This is a genomic window from Planomicrobium sp. CPCC 101110 (assembly GCF_007859395.1).
Lineage (GTDB): Bacteria > Bacillota > Bacilli > Bacillales_A > Planococcaceae > Planococcus.
On record NZ_VOHD01000003.1, the window covers coordinates 1277519 to 1295350 of the forward strand.

20 protein-coding genes are annotated in these 17832 nt (G+C 45.7%); 17 read left to right on the forward strand and 3 right to left on the reverse strand.

Annotation, left to right across the window (positions count from 1 at the left end):
- Positions 1-78: 78 nt before the first annotated feature.
- Positions 79-990 (reverse strand): glycerophosphodiester phosphodiesterase family protein, encoded by a 912-nt coding sequence (locus FQV30_RS06200; protein ID WP_146499230.1) that lies wholly within the window; start codon positions 988-990, stop codon positions 79-81.
- A gap of 265 nt (positions 991-1255) precedes the next feature.
- Here FQV30_RS06200 and FQV30_RS06205 point away from each other — a divergent pair, with 265 nt between their 5' ends.
- A complete protein-coding gene (locus FQV30_RS06205; protein WP_146499231.1) occupies positions 1256-1528 on the forward strand; it encodes a YlbG family protein in 273 nt (90 codons plus the stop codon).
- On the opposite strand, the gene FQV30_RS06210 is transcribed toward FQV30_RS06205, so the two are convergent.
- Positions 1529-1909 carry a DUF7147 family protein gene (locus FQV30_RS06210; protein WP_146499232.1) on the reverse strand — a complete coding sequence of 127 codons (381 nt, stop codon included), beginning with the start codon at positions 1907-1909 and terminating at the stop codon, positions 1529-1531.
- Between the two features lie 81 nt (positions 1910-1990).
- On the opposite strand from FQV30_RS06210, the gene rsmD reads away from it, so the two are divergent.
- The 3 genes from rsmD to FQV30_RS06225 are packed head-to-tail and all read left to right on the forward strand — an operon-like array spanning position 1991 to position 4119.
- Positions 1991-2566 carry a 16S rRNA (guanine(966)-N(2))-methyltransferase RsmD gene (rsmD, locus tag FQV30_RS06215; RefSeq protein ID WP_146499233.1) on the forward strand — a complete coding sequence of 192 codons (576 nt, stop codon included), beginning with the start codon at positions 1991-1993 and terminating at the stop codon, positions 2564-2566.
- Positions 2559-3038: a pantetheine-phosphate adenylyltransferase gene (gene coaD / locus FQV30_RS06220; RefSeq protein WP_146499234.1), complete on the forward strand. Its 480-nt coding sequence runs from the start codon at positions 2559-2561 to the stop codon at positions 3036-3038. The genes rsmD and coaD overlap by 8 nt, the downstream gene beginning before the upstream one ends.
- A gap of 55 nt (positions 3039-3093) precedes the next feature.
- Entirely contained in the window at positions 3094-4119 is a 1026-nt protein-coding gene (locus FQV30_RS06225) for a SepM family pheromone-processing serine protease (RefSeq protein WP_146499235.1), read from the forward strand.
- Here the strand turns inward: FQV30_RS06225 and FQV30_RS06230 are convergent.
- Complete coding sequence (locus FQV30_RS06230; RefSeq protein ID WP_146499236.1) at positions 4107-5306, reverse strand: nucleotidyltransferase; 1200 nt, start codon at positions 5304-5306, stop codon at positions 4107-4109. The genes FQV30_RS06225 and FQV30_RS06230 overlap by 13 nt on opposite strands.
- Before the next feature lie 127 nt (positions 5307-5433).
- Here FQV30_RS06230 and FQV30_RS06235 point away from each other — a divergent pair, with 127 nt between their 5' ends.
- The 13 genes from FQV30_RS06235 (at position 5434) to FQV30_RS06295 (ending at position 17788) form a co-directional block, all read left to right on the forward strand.
- Complete coding sequence (locus tag FQV30_RS06235) at positions 5434-5967, forward strand: YceD family protein (protein WP_146499237.1); 534 nt, start codon at positions 5434-5436, stop codon at positions 5965-5967.
- Between the two features lie 24 nt (positions 5968-5991).
- Positions 5992-6165: a 50S ribosomal protein L32 gene (rpmF, locus tag FQV30_RS06240; RefSeq protein ID WP_106534910.1), complete on the forward strand. Its 174-nt coding sequence runs from the start codon at positions 5992-5994 to the stop codon at positions 6163-6165.
- 78 nt (positions 6166-6243) lie between these two features.
- Complete coding sequence (locus tag FQV30_RS06245; RefSeq protein ID WP_146499238.1) at positions 6244-6996, forward strand: enoyl-CoA hydratase/isomerase family protein; 753 nt, start codon at positions 6244-6246, stop codon at positions 6994-6996.
- 225 nt (positions 6997-7221) lie between these two features.
- Positions 7222-8571: an acetyl-CoA carboxylase biotin carboxylase subunit gene (locus tag FQV30_RS06250; protein ID WP_146499239.1), complete on the forward strand. Its 1350-nt coding sequence runs from the start codon at positions 7222-7224 to the stop codon at positions 8569-8571.
- The gene (locus tag FQV30_RS06255; protein WP_146499240.1) at positions 8568-8783 is read left to right on the forward strand and encodes a biotin/lipoyl-containing protein; all 216 of its coding nucleotides are present in this window, start codon (positions 8568-8570) and stop codon (positions 8781-8783) included. Before FQV30_RS06250 ends, FQV30_RS06255 begins: the two co-directional genes overlap by 4 nt.
- A gap of 31 nt (positions 8784-8814) precedes the next feature.
- The gene (locus FQV30_RS06260; RefSeq protein ID WP_146499241.1) at positions 8815-10365 is read left to right on the forward strand and encodes an acyl-CoA carboxylase subunit beta; all 1551 of its coding nucleotides are present in this window, start codon (positions 8815-8817) and stop codon (positions 10363-10365) included.
- Positions 10366-10445: 80 nt separating this feature from the next.
- A complete protein-coding gene (locus FQV30_RS06265; protein WP_146499242.1) occupies positions 10446-11303 on the forward strand; it encodes a 2-dehydropantoate 2-reductase in 858 nt (285 codons plus the stop codon).
- A gap of 3 nt (positions 11304-11306) precedes the next feature.
- Positions 11307-11702 (forward strand): DUF3397 family protein, encoded by a 396-nt coding sequence (locus tag FQV30_RS06270; RefSeq protein ID WP_146499243.1) that lies wholly within the window; start codon positions 11307-11309, stop codon positions 11700-11702.
- Positions 11703-11974: 272 nt separating this feature from the next.
- Positions 11975-13594 (forward strand): bacillithiol biosynthesis cysteine-adding enzyme BshC, encoded by a 1620-nt coding sequence (gene bshC / locus FQV30_RS06275; RefSeq protein WP_146499244.1) that lies wholly within the window; start codon positions 11975-11977, stop codon positions 13592-13594.
- A gap of 148 nt (positions 13595-13742) precedes the next feature.
- Positions 13743-14174 (forward strand): division/cell wall cluster transcriptional repressor MraZ, encoded by a 432-nt coding sequence (mraZ, locus tag FQV30_RS06280; protein ID WP_146499597.1) that lies wholly within the window; start codon positions 13743-13745, stop codon positions 14172-14174.
- Positions 14175-14195: 21 nt separating this feature from the next.
- Positions 14196-15134, forward strand: a complete 939-nt coding sequence (gene rsmH, locus FQV30_RS06285) for a 16S rRNA (cytosine(1402)-N(4))-methyltransferase RsmH (protein ID WP_146499245.1) — start codon at positions 14196-14198, stop codon at positions 15132-15134.
- Between the two features lie 12 nt (positions 15135-15146).
- Complete coding sequence (gene ftsL, locus FQV30_RS06290; RefSeq protein WP_146499246.1) at positions 15147-15506, forward strand: cell division protein FtsL; 360 nt, start codon at positions 15147-15149, stop codon at positions 15504-15506.
- Positions 15503-17788, forward strand: a complete 2286-nt coding sequence (locus tag FQV30_RS06295) for a penicillin-binding protein (protein ID WP_146499247.1) — start codon at positions 15503-15505, stop codon at positions 17786-17788. The genes ftsL and FQV30_RS06295 overlap by 4 nt, the downstream gene beginning before the upstream one ends.
- Positions 17789-17832: the final 44 nt, after the last annotated feature.

The window sequence follows — 17832 nt, forward strand, 5'->3', positions numbered from 1 at the left end:
CATCCATAGAGCCACGACGAGCGCGGCAAACCTAGTTTCAGATATAAAAAAATGTGCAAGGATTTCCTTGCACATTTTTTATTTGTCTTCAGTTTTATCGATAGCGGCGACAGCCAGGTCCGGCCGGTCGGTGACGATGCCTTTCGCCCCAGCCGCGATTAATGCTTTCATTTGTTCAGGTTCGTTCACCGTCCAATAATGGACCGGCACGTTCAGATTGCCAAGGAACGAAATGAAGCGGGGCGAATCCAGGCGGAATACGGAATGCCTGACGGGAATTTGAAAAACATCGGCGCGAGGTTTGTACAAATGGCCTAGCTGGCTGTTAAAAGCGGCAAACGCTTTTTTCACTTCATTTTCGCCAGCCCCGATCGCTACACGATTTTGCGCATATAAATTGAAGCGATCGATTTGTTCGTCATAAAAACTTGTAACAACTACACGGTCTTCAACGCCCAACGCTTCAATCAACCGCCAAAGTTTAGAAGGAATAAGGCTTCCTTCATATGTCTCCGGAGAATCTTTTATATCAATATTGACATACATTTCGGGAAACGCTTCAAGAAGCTCCTTCAACAACACCACTCTTTCTCCCATACCGCGGAAAGAGCGTTCTCCTTTAGCGTCGGCAAAATGGTAGCCAAGATCAAATGTCCGTAGCTTGCTGAGCGACATATCGGCTACTCGGCCAGCGCCGTCAGTAGTCCGGTCGATATATTCATCGTGGAACACGAGGATTTCTTCGTCGCTTGTCAATCGAATATCGATTTCAAAACCTTGCACACCCAACTCTGCGGATTTAGAGAAGGCGGCCATCGAATTCTCGGGAGCGATCGCCAGTCCGCCGCGATGCGCCAGGATGAGTGGAGAGTCGTAGCTTAAAACCTTTTTTGCGGGCCGGATTTGCGGAGTAGAAAGGGCCTTGGAGCCTGCCCAAGCAGCTGCACTTACGGCCACCGCAGCAATCCCTAGTTTTGTTTTTTTGCCCATGCTATAGAGTACCTCCTTGAATATAGAACTAAAGCCATTATAGCGAATTGTCTTCTGTTTTGTTAGCTTAAATTATTGAGATAAAGCAAGAGATTTTCCCCCTTGAAAAAATTGAAGGTGCATCCATAGCAAGGCCCAAGAAAGCGCAAATTACAAGCTGCACTAAAATTACTGGGAACAGGGTGCCGTGCTGGCTGCTGTTTTCCCAGGTTGCGGCATTTTTCTCTCCTATGGTATTCTAGAAACTAAGAAAAGAGGGATAGATATGCGTGATCGCCAAGGCCTTATCGTCTACGTGCATCATTTGAAGCAAGCGAAGTCGCTGCGCAAATACGGACACGTACACTTTATTTCAAGAAAGTTAAAGTACGTCGTTCTTTACATGGACCAGGAAGTTATCGAGAACACGAAAGAAAAACTTATAAAGTTGCCGTATGTCAAACAGATTCTGGAATCCCAACGCCCATTCCTGAAAACTGAATATGAGAATGCCAAGCCGGACAAAGCGAAAGAATACGATTATAAAATTGGTTTGTGATTATTGCATAGGCGGAATAAAGTGATTCAAGCGCAGAATCGCAATTAAGTGGCTAAAGAAAAATTGTTTCTCCGTATAGACAGAGGAATGTTTTACTTCCATTTTGATCGGCTGATGGCCAAGCTCTTTGACCGCTTGTTCAAATATCTCCAATCGTTTGGAGTTTTCTGGAATTCCTTCTCGGCACAAGTAAATCGGCATGAAATTGCCTTCATCCGTCGGCTTGAATGCCGCGGCTATCGAAAGCACGGAATTGCCTTTTGGATCTTTCGAGACAAATACGAAGCCATGGAGGAAACGGTGTGAATTTGTCGAGATGAGCTCCCGGAGTTCGTAAATGTCTCCGTAACCTTCTCCTAGTTCAATAAAACGCTGTATCATTATGTACACGTCCTTTCCATGTTTTATTTTAGCATATGAGGATTTTTTTCATAAGAAAATAGTAAATAAGAGGCGATAAAATTGCGGGTTGTAGCAGGAACAGCAAAAGGGCTGCAGTTGAAAGCAGTCCCGGGCATGACGACAAGGCCCACAACAGACAAAGTGAAAGAATCGGTATTCAACATGATCGGCCCTTTTTTTGATGGGGGCAACGCGTTGGATTTGTTCGCAGGCAGCGGAGGCCTCGGCATCGAAGCGATAAGCCGGGGAATTGACCGGGTGATTTTTACGGACAAAGACCGAAAAGCGATTGAGACCATTCGGTTGAATTTGGAAAAAACACGATTGAAGGATCAGGCTGAAGTCTATTGCGCAGACGCTGATCGGGCTTTGAAAGTCCTAAAGAAAAAAGAAGTGCAGGCCAGGCTTTTGTTTCTTGATCCGCCGTATCATATGGAAAAAGCATATGATTTGATGGATAAGGCAGCGGAGCTCGGCATCATGACTGAGGATTCCATAGTGGTTTGTGAGCATGCGAAAGAAGTGGAATTAAAAGATAGTACACGCTTTTATGAACGTTTTAAAAAGGAATCATATGGCAGCACCATCATTTCAATTTACCGCTATCGCGGGGAAGAGGGAGCAGAATTTGAGTAAAATTGCTGTAGTGCCAGGGAGTTTTGATCCCATTACAATGGGTCATCTCGACATCATCAAAAGAGCATCAAATATTTTTGACGAAGTGAAAGTGGTTGTCATGAACAATTCGTCAAAAAACCCGCTGTTTAGCGTGGAGGAAAGAAAAGCGCTTATCTCAGAAGTGACAAGCGATATACCGAATGTGGAAGTGGATTCGTTTTCAGGATTGCTGATCGATTATTCGGTAAATGTGAAAGCGAATGCCATCATCCGGGGCTTGCGTGCGGTGTCCGATTTTGAATATGAAATGCAGATTACGTCGATGAACCGGTTTTTAAATGAAGACATTGAAACTTTGTTCATGGTATCGAACAACCACTACTCTTTTTTGAGTTCCAGCATCGTCAAAGAAGTGGCTAAATACAGAGGGAATATCTCCGGTTTGGTGCCGGAAGCGGTAGAAAACGCATTAAAGTTGAAATTCCAATAAGTCACGGCATCGTGGCTTTTTGTTATTGTGCTGAAAAGGAAAAGAGGCGAATTGGATGAAAAACAAAAAAGCGGTCTTTCTGGTTGTAGTTTTGGCCTTGTCTGTTTTTCTCTCCACTTATCGATTGGACCTCTACATCTCAAAACCAGGCGGTGCCTATGAACTCTCGCCACTAGTAGAAGTGGAAGGCGGAGATGAAGACGACCAAGGAAGTTTGAGTTTAATGACGGTGTCCATGATGACGGCAACTCCTACATTATATCTCTATTCTAAATTCCAAGACGGCTATAAAATATTGCAGCCAGAACAAGTGCGGAGCCCCCATGAAAGCGATGACGAGTACAACGTCCGCCAATTGAAATTGATGTCGGATTCTCAAATCAACGCATTGCAAGTGGCTTTTGAAGAAGCGGATCTGCCGCATGAAATGAGCAGCAATGGCGTTTTTGTGTTGAATGTCATTCAAGGGGGCGCGGCCGACAAAATTCTTGCTCCGGGAGACCGGGTATTGTCGATTGACGGCCATGCCTTTGAAACCATGGAAGAGTTTGTTGGCTATATATCCGGCAAAAAGGAAGGCGATGGGGTCGAGGTGGCCTTTGAACGGGAAGACCGGGAGATTACAGAGACGATAGAACTGGCGCCTTTGCCGACAGAACCGGAGCGTGTCGGACTCGGTATTTCATTTGTTGAAGATAAAAAAATCACGACCGACCCTGAGGTGAAAATCAATTCCGATCAGATCGGCGGACCTTCTGCGGGATTGATGTTCACTCTTGAAATCCTGAACCAGCTGCTCGATGAAGATATCACCAAAGGCTATAACGTGGCAGGAACCGGCACGATGGAAAGTGACGGGGCCGTCGGCAGGATCGGCGGCATCGACCAGAAAGTCATTGCCGCCGATAATGATGGAATCGAGATTTTCTTTGCACCCGATGATGAAGTGCACGAAGGTGTGGAAAGCAACTATGCACTGGCAAAAGAAACGGCAGAAAAAATCGGCACGGACATGGAAGTCGTGCCGGTAAAAACGCTCCAAGACGCCTTGGAATATTTGGATGGGCTTCAGCCAAAATAAAGCGGCGGCGTCGTATACTCCTTTTTCAAAGCCGTCTGGCCAAGGCCGAGGAGGTACATGCTGGTGGCATGAATATCGAGTTTTCCCATGGAATCATCCAAGCTTGCTGCTCGGCTGATAATGGGAAGCCCGATATTCTTTTTTTGTTGATTCAAATAGCTTCTGCCTGTTGCCGACATGCCAAGAAGCCGCAAATAACCTGGGGATTCAAAAGAGTGCAGCTTTTCCCAGGTAAAGCCGGTATAGATATGTGTCAGCATCCTCTGCACGCGTGTCCGGGTAAAGCGTTTGGATTTGACGCGGCCGATGAATTTTTCGAATGCTTCTTCTTTTTTTGCAGCTTCATAAATCAAGTTTTCGATTCCTTCCGTCACTTCCGCAAACCTATGGATGCCTTCGGGCCGTTCCCTTAAAATAGTATAGCGGAGGAGCGGATAAAAGCGGTCCCAGCTTCCGAAAGAACCCACTTCTTTTTGAAAGTTTTTCAAAGCGAGGATGGATGTTTCAGGCATGAAGGCAGAAAGTTCTTCAATGGATGAATTCCCAAAAAAGGCTTTCCGTATCCCGGTGGCGCTGGCAATCTCTGTTCCACTGTGGATCGGATCATGATAATTGGCGCCGATCCGCTGTATGGTCAATGGTTTGATAGGAGAATTCAGCTTTCTGGCAGCCTCCAAATAATGAAAACCGAGAATATTGTTGGGCTGTGTCAAATCTGCAAAGCCGTTCGAACTGCCGGTAAGTTCCGTGTAGGCTTTATTTAGCGCCATAGGATAGCTGACACCTGTTTGAATGGTTTCGTGGATAAGGCGCTCATAATCTTCTCTTCGGTTGTCCAGAAGCCTATGAGAGCGAAGAAACGGCTCGATTTCCCCCTGCTCGCTGCCAAAGCAAAAAGATTCACAGCCGATTGCATCCAGCAGCGCAATGCCGCCTTTTGCGAAATCGGAAGCTTGGGCTGTGGCATAAGCATAAGGCAGTTCAATGACCAGGTCGATGCCGGCTCTTAGCGCCATTTCCGTCCGGGTCCATTTGTCGGCAAAAGCCGGTTCTCCACGCTGCAAAAATTGGCCGCTCATTACCGCCACAAGCACATCTGCCCCCGCTTTTTCTTTTGACGATTCCGCATGATGGAGATGGCCGTTGTGGAATGGATTGTATTCGACAATAATGCCTGTAGCTTTCAATTGAACCTCTCCTTTGCTAAACTTATCTTTAAGTATATAGTTGCCGGGAATCGTCTGACAAGATTTTATCTTGACATCTTTTTCCGTACATTATATAATCAACTTTGTTGTCTTGAGGTGATTACTTATGAAAATGGCGATTCAACAGCTTCAAAAGCATCGCAAAGACGGAATGCCAATTGACGAAACTGTCCGGTTGGATGCGGTGAAAAAACGGAATAGCGATATTCGGGATGTTTCACCAATGCACGTCACAGGACACTGTACGATTGGTTCGCAACAAATCACGTGCAATATTCATCTTGAAGGCATGCTCATATTGCCTTGCGCACGAACTTGGGAAGATGTTGAGTTCCCTATTGACATTGACTCGGTTGAAATCTTCTCTTGGTCTGAAAAAGACAAAGGGAGCAAGGATGATAATGTTCATTTTGTAGAGGCTGAAACAATTGATTTGCAGCCGGTGCTGGAAGAACTTATTTTGCTTGAAATTCCGATGCAAGTGTACAAAGAGGACGCCGATCAAGCCGTTATCAAAGGCGGTACTGACTGGTCATATTTAACAGACGAACAAGTGGAAGCCGAGAAAGAAGAAGCACAAAAAAAACCGGATCCAAGACTTGCTGATTTAGCCAAGTATTTTGATCAGTCAGATGAATAGAATCATTGTAAGGAGGTGTCACCAATGGCTGTACCAGCTAGAAGAACGTCCAAAACCGTTAAAAGAAAACGCCGTACACATTTCAAATTGTCAGTGCCGGGCATGGTAACTTGCCCAAGCTGTGGCGAATCGAAATTGGCTCACCGCGTCTGCAAAGCATGCGGATCATACAAAGGGAAAGAAGTAGTAAGCAAATAAAACAGTATTTGCTTCTAAAGGCTATTGAGAGGCCATGGCTCTCGATAGCCTTTTTCTCTATCCAAAAGGAGTGGTTGGGTGTCCTATAAAATAGAAATATCCGAGCAAATCTTAACTTTTACCATCGATCGCCCCGATATTCGAAACGCCATAAACGATGAAGTAATGGCTGGATTCGAAGAACTGGTTCAAAAAGCGGAAGAGGGAGATATCCGCTATGTCGTGATAACCGCTTCTGGAACAAAAGCTTTTTGCTCGGGCGGCGACCTTTCCGTTTTCCATGAGTTGAAAACGGAAGCGGAAGCTTATCCGATGCTGAAAAGAATGAGTGACGTGCTGTACCGCATCAAAACTTTGCATGTTCCAGTCATTGCAATTTTGAACGGTGCCGCGGTCGGAGGTGGCTGCGAAATTGCCACAGCCTGCGATTATCGGCTTGTTACAGCGCATGCTAAGTGTGGATTTATTCAAGGGACACTTGCCATTACAAGCGGATGGGGCGGAGGAACCTACTTGTTCGAGGCTTTGCCGCACGACAAAGCGCTTCGCATGCTGACAGAAGCACGCGTGTATACTTCCGATGAACTTGAGGAGAATGGCTGGGCAACGAAAGTAGTCTATAAAGAAGAAGATATACATAATTTTTTTGCTTCAATGAACAATATCCGTCCAGAAGTGCACCGAGCTTATAAATCAATTGCTTTACGCAAATGGCAGGAAACCGATTTAAAAGGAAGAGTGGATGCTGAAGTTCGGAAGTGCGCCGAATTATGGGCGGAAGATGCCCATCATGAAGCAGTTGAATCTTTTTTGAACAAAAACAAGAATTGATAAAAAGCCACAACTTCTCAGTCGTGGTTTTTACAGGCTACCGAGAGTTTCTCGACAGCCTGAAAGGATGAAGAGTAAACTCTTCATCCTTTTTTTATAGGATAAAGAATTTGGAACTAAAAGAGCGATACAGCTAATTGCAAAAAAGTTTGAACAATAGTTGAAATCGCTTACAAAAGTCGTATATGCTAGAAGGGGGAGAAAATCACAGGGGGTATTTCTTATATGAAAAAAATCCTGATTGCGAACCGCGGCGAAATTGCACGGCGCATTATCCGTACGTGTAATCGCCTAGGAATCGATACGGTTGCGATACACTCCGAGGCTGATGGGGATCTGCCTTATGTCAGTGAAGCGACTGAAGCTGTATTGATCGGGCCTAATCCAGTCGTACAGTCATACTTGCAAATGGACAAAATCATCGAAGAAGCGAAAAAACGCAATGCAGAAGCGATTCATCCGGGCTATGGCCTATTATCAGAAAATGCCCGATTTGCCCGCAAAGTGAAAGAAGCGGGAATGGTGTTTATCGGTCCTGAAAGCGGGATTATCGAAAAAATGGGCGATAAGATTGAATCGCGCAAAACCATGATCAAAGCGGGCGTGCCGGTTGTTCCAGGGACCGAAGAAGGCACAAGGACTCTCGAAGAGGCGGCAGAAGCAGCTGAAGGCCTCGGTTATCCCGTTATGTTGAAAGCGAGCAGCGGCGGCGGCGGAATAGGCATGGTCCGCTGTGAAAATGAGCAAGCGCTCAGTCAGCAGTTTGAAGGAGTCAAAAACCGTGCGAAAGCGTATTTCGGGGATGATGTCGTCTTTTTGGAAAAGTTCATCCCGGATGCACGGCATATTGAAGTCCAAATTTTTGGCGACCACCATGGCAATATCGTCCACTTGTTCGAGCGCAATTGCTCTGTGCAGCGGCGCAACCAGAAAGTGATCGAAGAATCGCCGTCGCCGCACTTGCCGCAGGATTCCAGGGAGCGCTTATGCGCCGCAGCTGTGCAGGCAGCCAAAGCTGTCAATTACACCAATGCTGGCACGGTGGAATTTATTGTCGATGGGAACAACGATTTTTACTTTTTGGAGATGAATACGCGCCTTCAAGTCGAGCATCCTGTGACGGAAGAAGTAACAGGACTGGATTTGGTGGAATGGCAGCTGAAAGTGGCAGCAGGCGAAGCTTTGCCTGGACAAGAAACCATCCAGGCTAAAGGCCACGCCATTGAATACCGTATTTATGCCGAAGACCCGAAAACATTTTTTCCATCGCCGGGAGTGCTGGAGAAGATCGAGTGGGGGAAAGAGGCCCGAATCGAATCGGGATATGAAGAAGGGAATAGCGTGACGCCATTCTATGACCCGATGATTTCAAAAATCATCATTAAAGGCGGCGACCGGGTGGAGGCTCTGGCAAAGTCACAAAAATTTTTCGGTCATGCCGCAATTACCGGAGTAAAAACGAACATTCCGTTATTTAAAGAGTTTATTGAATCACAGGAATTCGTATCCGGAGACTATGCAACATCGGTATTGCCGGGATGGATGGATAAAACAAAGGAGGAAAAAAGACTATGACAGAACTTAAAGCATCAATGGCAGGGACGGTATTGAATGTATTAGTGGCAGAAGGCGACGCAGTAACAGCCGGGCAGGCGGTAGTGACAATCGAGTCCATGAAAATGGAAATTCCGATTGAGGCGGAATCCGGAGGCAAAGTCGAGAAAATCCATGTGGAAGCCGGAAGTTTTGTCAACGAAGAAGACATATTGCTGACATTGGGAGAATAAGTCTGAAGCTTAAGCAAAGGGGAAGCGTATTATGACAAAAACAAGCGAGACGACAGGATACAACGAACGGCTGGAACAGAAACTGGCAACAATTTTCGCTGGGGGACATCCCAAATACCATGAAAAAATGAAAGAGAGCAATAAGCTTTTTGTCCGTGACCGCTTGAATCTTTTGTTTGACAGCGGGGAATACATTGAAGATGGCCGTTTCGCCAATGTAGAAGCGGGAGACCTTCCGGCGGATGGTGTAGTAACAGCAATCGGCAAAGTAAAAGGCGAGACGGTTTGTGTCATGGCCAATGACTCGACTGTCAAAGCCGGTTCATGGGGATCACGGACTGTGGAAAAAATCATCCGCATCCAAGAAACCGCTGAAAAGATGCAAGTGCCGATGCTTTACCTTGTTGATTCCGCAGGAGCACGCATCACGGACCAATTGGATATGTTTCCAAACCGTAGGGGTGCGGGACGGATTTTCCATAATCAGGTGAGAATGTCAGGGATGGTTCCTCAAATTTGTTTGTTGTTTGGTCCTTCAGCAGCGGGCGGGGCATACATACCGGCCTTTTGCGATATCGTCATCATGGTCGAAGGAAACGCATCAATGTATTTGGGCTCGCCGCGGATGGCCGAGAAAGTCATCGGCGAAAAAGTGTCCCTCGAAGAAATGGGCGGAGCACGTATGCATTGCACAGTCAGCGGTGTAGGTGATGTGCTTGTTGCCACCGAAGAAGAGGCTATCGCTGAAGCCCGCCGCTACTTGGCGTATTTTCCGGCAAACTTTGCATCCAAACCGGAAAAAATCGCGGGAATAGCAGTGAAAGAGGGACGGCCGCTTGAAGCAATCATACCGGAAAATCAAAATGCTCCTTTTGATATGTATGAATTGATTGGCCAATTGGTTGATGAAGGCAGTTTCTTCGATATCAAAAAACTCTTTGCAGGTGAATTGATAACCGGCCTCGCCAGGATTGACGGCCAAGTGGTCGGGATATTGGCCAATCAGCCGAAAGTGAAAGGCGGGGTATTGTTTGGTGATTCTGCCGACAAAGGGGCAAAGTTCATAAATCTATGCGATGCATTTTCGATTCCACTCCTGTTCTTGGCTGATGTGCCAGGCTTCATGATCGGGACGAAAGTGGAGCGGGCGGGAATTATCCGCCACGGTGCGAAGTTTATTGCAGCCATGAGTTCTGCGACGGTGCCCAAAATCTCAGTCATTGTCCGTAAAGCATACGGTGCTGGCCTATACGCCATGGCAGGCCCGGCATTTGAACCTGATGTATGTATTGCGCTGCCGACCGCGCAAATTGCCGTCATGGGGCCAGAAGCGGCTGTGAATGCTGTTTACTCAAACAAAATTGAAGCGATTGAAGATCCGAAAGAACGCTTGAAATATGTGCAGCAAAAACATCAGGAGTATAAAGAGGAAATCGATATATATAAATTGGCTTCAGAACTGATCATTGATGAAATTGTAGCACCCCATGAATTGAGGAAAGTTCTTGTGCAACGCTTCGCATACTATGAAACAAAAGATTTGCCGATGCCATATCGAAAACATGGAGTTTTTCCGGTATAATAAAATCAATTGTAAAGTCTGCCTTTTACAGGCAGGCTTTTTTATAAGCGAAAATACTGACGCGTCGGGAGGCGGAGGGGATGAAATTCGCCATTGTTGGAGCAGGGGCGGTCGGTTTGCTGACAGCTTGTCTGCTGAAAGACGCAGGCAACGAAGTACAGCTTATTGTGCGGAGAGAAGAGCAGGCGAAACTGATCAACGGGCAAGGCGTATTAAAAGGGGGCGTCCGTTACAATATAACAGCTAACACCGGCTGGCAGGCCATTGCACCTGAAGAATATGTCGTTGTAGCTGTAAAATATGACGGTTTGAAAAACGTACTCCCTTTCTTGCAAACTCGAGCATTGACCAACCCGGTTGTTTTTCTGCAAAATGGAATGCTTCATATTGAAACTATCACAAAGCTTCCACAAACGAATATTGCAGCGGCCAGTGTCGAGCATGGCGTAGTTAAGGTAAGCGACCATGAAATCCGCCACACTGGGAACGGAGTCTATAAATTCGCTTTGTTAAAAGGCGAGGGGAACATCTTCCGGCCGCTGACAGCAATGCCCGGAGTCCGGGCGGAATGGCATGACGATGCTGACCGATTGCTGTTCCGAAAGGTGTTGTTGAATGCTTTGATCAATCCGCTGACAGCGCTGATGGAGTTGAAAAACGGACAATTGTTGTCTAACCCCTATGCTTTTGCATTGCTGGAAAGGATGTATGAGGAGTTGGCCGATGCTTTTCCTGAAATGGTTTCATTGCTGCCGTTTGAAGAAGTGGCTGCACTTTGCAATTCAACATCCGAAAACACTTCCTCGATGCTTGCCGATAAATTAGCAGGCAAAAAAATGGAGCTGGACACAATCTTATTGTACACATTAAACCGTTCAAAAAAAGAGCTGCCGATACTGCAATCGGTATATCAGTTATTAAAATCCTACGAGGTATAAGTGATGATTATCATACAAACTATTGGAGCCGTTTTTATCTTTGCTCCATTTATCGCCTTCATTCTAATCTTTTTAGCTGCACGCAAAGCTTTGCACCGTAAAGCTTTTGCAGTAGCCGCAGATTTCACGACACTGCTGCTATTTTTTGCTATACCAGTGATGATTTATGCGGTATGGAATTATAAAGCGTCGGTTCTTATTGTTTTTATCGCAATTTTGCTTGCCATCGGCTTTTTGGTCGTCGAATGGAAGAGTACAAAAGAAATCAACATTCCGGCCTTTTTGCGCAAAACATGGCGAATGTATTTTCTGGTTTTGACTTTCGCTTACTTTGTTATTTGGATGGCGGGTTTCTTTTATACAGTCAGCGGTTTTCTTTTGGACAATTACGGAGCTTAAGGTCGGCCTGGCGCACTTCAATAGCGCTCTGCCGATTTTTTATGGTTAGAAATCCAGGGCGGTTTTTTTTTGTCCAGTTCCGTCGCCTAGCCCCTCGAGGCCGCTTCGGTCTCTCCGTCCATGGCAGAAACCGCCATGTTCGGCAAGCCCTCCAGCGCTTGTCGGGGCTGCACAGGCGCCTGCGCTTTTCTTTGCAAGCCAAATATTTTTTCAAGTTTGTTTTGGTCTGCTATAGTAAAAGTTAATGTAAAGGGAAAAGGGGACTTTTTTTCATGAGGTTAGAACAACACTATACAGCTCCACCGAGCAAATTGATGAGGGATTACATACATGGCGAGCATACGATTCGCCGATATTTTTCGTACGAACCGCTCCAGTCGGAATTCAGTGCCAGGTTGGAGAAACTTCGCACCCATGCTGCAGACAGAGAAAAACTCAGCAGGATTATGCGCAATTTCATGGAACCGAATGGGATTTCCGAAGCGGCATCGGCTCATTTGGACGATTTTAGAAACGGGGCGCCTGTAATAGTTACTGGCCAGCAGGCGGGGCTTTTGACTGGTCCGCTCTATACCGTACATAAGGCGATTTCCGTGATTGTATTAGCAAAACAAGCTTCTGAGCAGCTGCAGACGAAGGTTGTTCCGGTTTTCTGGATAGCTGGCGAAGACCATGACTTGGCAGAAATCAGCCATTTGTACCGGGAAGTGAACCATCGTGTGGATAAGTTGAATTTTCCGCATGCGGAATACGGAAAAAATTCCGCCTCCACCGCTGTCTTGAATCATGATAAAGTCCGGACTTTCTTGGAAGAATATTTCCGCAGCCTGCCAGAGACGGAACATTCAAAAAGCCTTCACCAGCTAGTGTTCTCTTACTTGGAAAAAGCGGAAACATTCACGGATTTCTTTGCAGCAATCTTGAATTATTTTTTCAGCGAAGAAGGGCTGCTTTATATCGATGCGGCTTTTCCCGAACTTCGGCAGTATGAATCCGTTTATTTCGAGAAGCTGATCGAGAAATCGGAAGAAATCGCTGCGACTGTCTATGAGACAGAGCAAGCTCTGGCGAAGGACGGATATAGCGCCGTTATCGGTGCTGAAAAAGACGCCGCCAATCTTTTCATTACAGTAAAAGGAGAGCGGATTTTGCTTCAGCGTGAAGGAAGCAGGTTCTTTGGCAACAATGGTGCAGTGTCGTTCACTTATGAGGAGCTGATGGATATCGCGAAAACATCTCCTGAACGGTTGAGCAACAATGTCGTGACCCGGCCGATCATGCAGGAAATGGTTTTTCCAGTCTTGGCGTTCGTCGGCGGACCAGGTGAAATTGCTTACTGGGCGGCGTTCAAAGGAGCATTCAACTTGTTGGGAATGGAAATGCCTGTTGTGATGCCTCGCTTGAATATGACATTGATCACTCGGCAAACTGAAACGCTGCTGAAAAGATACAATCTCACTTTCATGGACGTGGTCAATGATCGGAAAATAACGGCTTTGAAGGCTGAGTTGGAAGATGCAATTCGTGAGAAAAAGGCGGAATCATTGGTTGACAGTCTGAAAGAAAAAATAGAAGCCGAATACGAGGAAGTCAAAGAGCAGTTCATGCAAGTCAGTAAAGGGCTGGAGCCGATTGTTGAGAAGAATTTGCAGATTCATTTGAAGCAGCTGACATTCCTTAAGAATAAACTCCAGGATGAAGTGATGCTGAAGCATAGCACCCAGTTCAACCACTATGCATTTATTGAAAATGAACTGCTCCCGAATAACGGATTCCAAGAACGGATCTACAACCCGTTTCCCTATATGAATCTGTATGGGGAGGAACTGGTAAAAGATATATTGAAATTGCGAATTCCATATGACAAAAATCACAAAATAATCTATCTGTAACTAGCTAAAGTCTGCCTCGGCAGGCTTTTTTGCGTCTCAAGAAGACATAATGAGATGAAATTATGTAACATTCATGAAATATTTCAAAAACAAGTGGTGACAAGTGGGGGATTGTGGTACATTAATTACAATAAGTGGGGTGAAGGGAATGTTCATGGGCGAATATCAACATAGCGTTGATGCAAAGGGTCGATTAATCATACCGGCTAAGTTCCGTGAACAGCTCGGAGAAAATTTTGTCATTACCCGAGGCCTTGATCAATGCTTATTTGGCTACACAATGGATGAATGGAAGAAGATCGAAGAAAAGCTGAGAGAGCTGCCGGTCACTAAGAAAGACGCCCGTGCTTTCACCCGATTCTTTTTTTCTGGAGCTACGGAAGTGGAGCTCGACAAACAAGGGCGCGTCAATATTCCTTCAACATTGCTTTCATATGCGCAACTTAAAAAAGAATGCATCGTCCTAGGAGTGTCCAATCGTTTTGAAATTTGGGCAAAAGATTCATGGGAAGACTATTTCGCTGAATCTGAGGATTCGTTTAATGACATTGCGGAGAATTTGGCGGATTTTGATTTTTAAAAATTGAACGGAGGGATTGGATTGTTCGACCACACTACGGTTTTACTTCGAGAAACTGTTGATGGACTGAACATTCGCCCTAACGGTATTTATGTGGACTGCACGCTTGGCGGAGCGGGGCACAGTGAATATTTGGTACAGCAACTTTCAGATGAGGGTCATCTTTATTGTTTTGACCAAGACACAACAGCGATTACACACGCAAAAGAGAGACTGCAAAACTACTTACATAGGATCACGTTTATTCACGCGAACTTTAAATTCATTAAAGAAGAGCTTGCCATGCGGGGTGTAGAGAAAGTTGACGGCATTTTATATGACCTCGGCGTTTCTTCTCCCCAACTCGATACTCCTGAAAGGGGATTCAGTTACCATAATGATGCCCCTTTAGATATGCGAATGGACCAGTCAGCTGAATTGAGCGCTTATCATGTTGTCAATGATTGGCCGTATGAAGACCTAGTAAGAATATTTTACCGTTACGGCGAAGAAAAGTTTTCAAAACAGATTGCACGAAAAATAGAAGCAGCAAGAGAAAAACAGCCGATCGAAACGACCGGACAATTGGTTGAATGCATCAAAGACGGTATTCCCGCTTTTGCGAGACGGACTGGCGGACATCCGGCGAAAAGGGTGTTTCAAGCTATCCGAATTGCGGTCAATGATGAACTGGGAGCAGCTGAAACATCGCTGCAAGATGCTATCGGATTGTTGGCAGTAAACGGGAGAATCAGTGTAATTACGTTCCACTCGCTAGAAGACAGGCTTTGCAAAACGATTTTCAAGGAAGCGTCCTCATTGCCTGAATTGCCGCCAAACATGCCTATGATTCCAGCAGGAATGGAACCGATTCTGAAATTGGTCACAAGAAAACCCATTCTTCCATCAGAAGAAGAACTTGCGCAAAACAACCGGTCACGGTCAGCAAAGCTGCGAATTGCAGAAAAAATAAGAGAGTAAGGACGTGTTCAAATGGCGTTGAATGCTACTAAAGAAACCTACATACAACAGCCGGCCGTTCCTCAAAACCCGGAGCGGCAACCGGTACGGAAAAAGAGTCCCATTACAACAGGCGAGAAAGTTTTGTATTTTTCATTTCTGGCCGCACTCGTAATGTGTGCGTTATTGGTTCTTCAAAACCAATCCGCCATCCAATCGTCTACTCAAGAAATCCAAACAATCGAACATTCAATCGACGAAATAACGAAACAAAACAAAGATTTGTCTGTACAAATGAAAGAAAACTCTACATATGAGCGCATTATGGGTATAGCTAAAGAGCGGGGCCTAAAATCAAATGAGCAAAATGTAAAGGTAGTGCCAGGACAATGAAAAAAAAGTTTCGATTTCAATGGGGAGCCTTTCTGCTATTTTTGTTATTTGCAGGGCTCTTTTTCCTTTTATTCGCTAGAATTGTAACTATTCAGGCAACGGGACAAGTGGAAGGCCAGGAGTTGGCGGCCAAAGCGGCAGCAAAATACAGCCAGGAACAAGTGCTGAAAGCTGAACGCGGGAAGATTCTTGACCGGAACGGAGAAGTCATCGCAGAAGATACGTTGACATATCGGTTAGTAGCCGTATTGGACGAGTCGGCTACACAAAAAGCAAGTGACCCGCGGCATGTCGTGGATGTCGAAAAAACGGCTGATGTGCTGTCGGAACATCTGGGTGCAGAGCGTGAAAGCATTTTGGCGATACTGGAGAACGGTGTGGAAAAAGACTTGTATCAAGTTGAATTTGGGTCTGCCGGCCGGGAGATTAGCCATACCAAAATGAAAGAAATGGAAAAAGAAGAGCTCCCAGGTATATTATTCGTCAAAGATTTGAAACGCCTTTACCCGAACGGCGCATTTGCTTCCCATTTGATCGGCTTTGCCATGAAAGAAGAGCTTGACGATGGGCAAATTGTTACAAAAGGGAAAATGGGTCTTGAAGCGATCCATGATGAGGTGTTAACTGGGAAGAACGGAAAAATGGAGTTTGATACCGATAAGTGGGGTTATTTGCTTCCTAATAGCGAGTCGGCAGTGACACCGGCAGTCGATGGATCAGACGTGCAATTGACCCTCGATAAGACATTGGAGAATTTCCTTGAGGATGCCATGTCGACTGTACAAAAAGAATATGACCCAACACGGATGATTGCGGTTATCGCGGATCCGAAAACAGGTGAAATCCTGGCCATGTCCCAACGGCCGACTTTCAATCCGAATACACGTGAAGGATTGTCTGACAACTGGTTGAATGAAAGCATCGAGCTGACAATCGAACCAGGTTCTCCGATGAAAATGTTTACAATAGCTTCGGCGATTGAGGAAGGGAAATGGGATCCGGATGCCACATACAAATCAGGCACATATAAATTGGGCCCTGATGTGATTGGAGACCATAATTATGGTGAAGGATGGGGGACAATCACCTTCTTGGAAGGAATCCAACGCTCCTCCAACGTTTCCATGGCATATTTGCTGGAACGAATCGGAAAAGAGAACTTCCTGAGATATATAGATGCATTCGGCTTTGGGGAAAAAACAGGAATTGATTTGCCTCACGAGGCATCAGGGAAAATCCTTGATGAGTATGCGAGCAATGTGCTTACTCTAACGTACGGTCAAGGATCGACTGTCACACCAATTCAATTGATTCAGGCCGCATCTGCCATTGCTAATGATGGCGTCATGATGAAACCCTATATTATCGATCAAATAAAGAATCCGGATACAGGGGAAGTAACCATGAAAGGCGAACCGGAAGAAGCAGGACAGCCGATATCCGCAGAAACGGCAAAAGAAGTCCGCGAAATCCTTGCATCAACTGTTACTTCAGAACATGGTTCAGCCGCAGGCTTTGCACTGCAGGATTACACAATTGCCGGTAAAACCGGAACTGCACAAATCCCAGGAAAAGACGGCCGCTATATGACGGGCCGAAACAATTATCTTTTCTCTTTCCTCGGCATGGCGCCGGCGGAAGATCCGGAACTGCTTATCTACATCGGTGTTCAGCAGCCCGATTTGCCGGCAAATGAATATGGCTCTGTGCCTGTGTCAAAAATCTTCACTTCTGTAATGGAAAATGGGCTGAAGCATATGAACATCGAACCGGAAGATATGAAGACAGCAAGGTCGGTTGAATTAGCCGATTATAGCGGAAAGTCCTCAAAAGAAGCTGCAAAAGAATTGAAGGACAAAGGCCTTAAAGTTGTGAAAACCGGATCGTCGTCTGAAGTCGAAGCGCAATACCCGGCTGCGGGAGAAACGGTGCTCGAAAACGGGACAGTGATCCTGAAGACAGGGGGAACAGCCGTGGTGCCGAACTTCACTGGCTGGTCCAAACGTGAACTATTGGCTTACCAATCGCTTAGCGGATTATCGCTCGAAATTGTGGGCCAAGGGTTTGCGGTAAGCCAAAGCTTATCAAAAGGCGCTAAAGTTTCACCGGAAGATCCGCTCGTCATTCAATTGCAGACACCTGAAGATTCTTACAAAGTGAAGATGGCGGATGGACCTGAAGGGATTCCTGCAGCAGACGGCACAAATGCAGAAACAGCAGAATCTCCTGCTGAAGAGGCAACTGTAGAACAAGAAGTTGAAGAAGATATAACAGAAGAGTAAACAACAAAAATATAAATAATAGAAGACACATCTGGTTGATACCG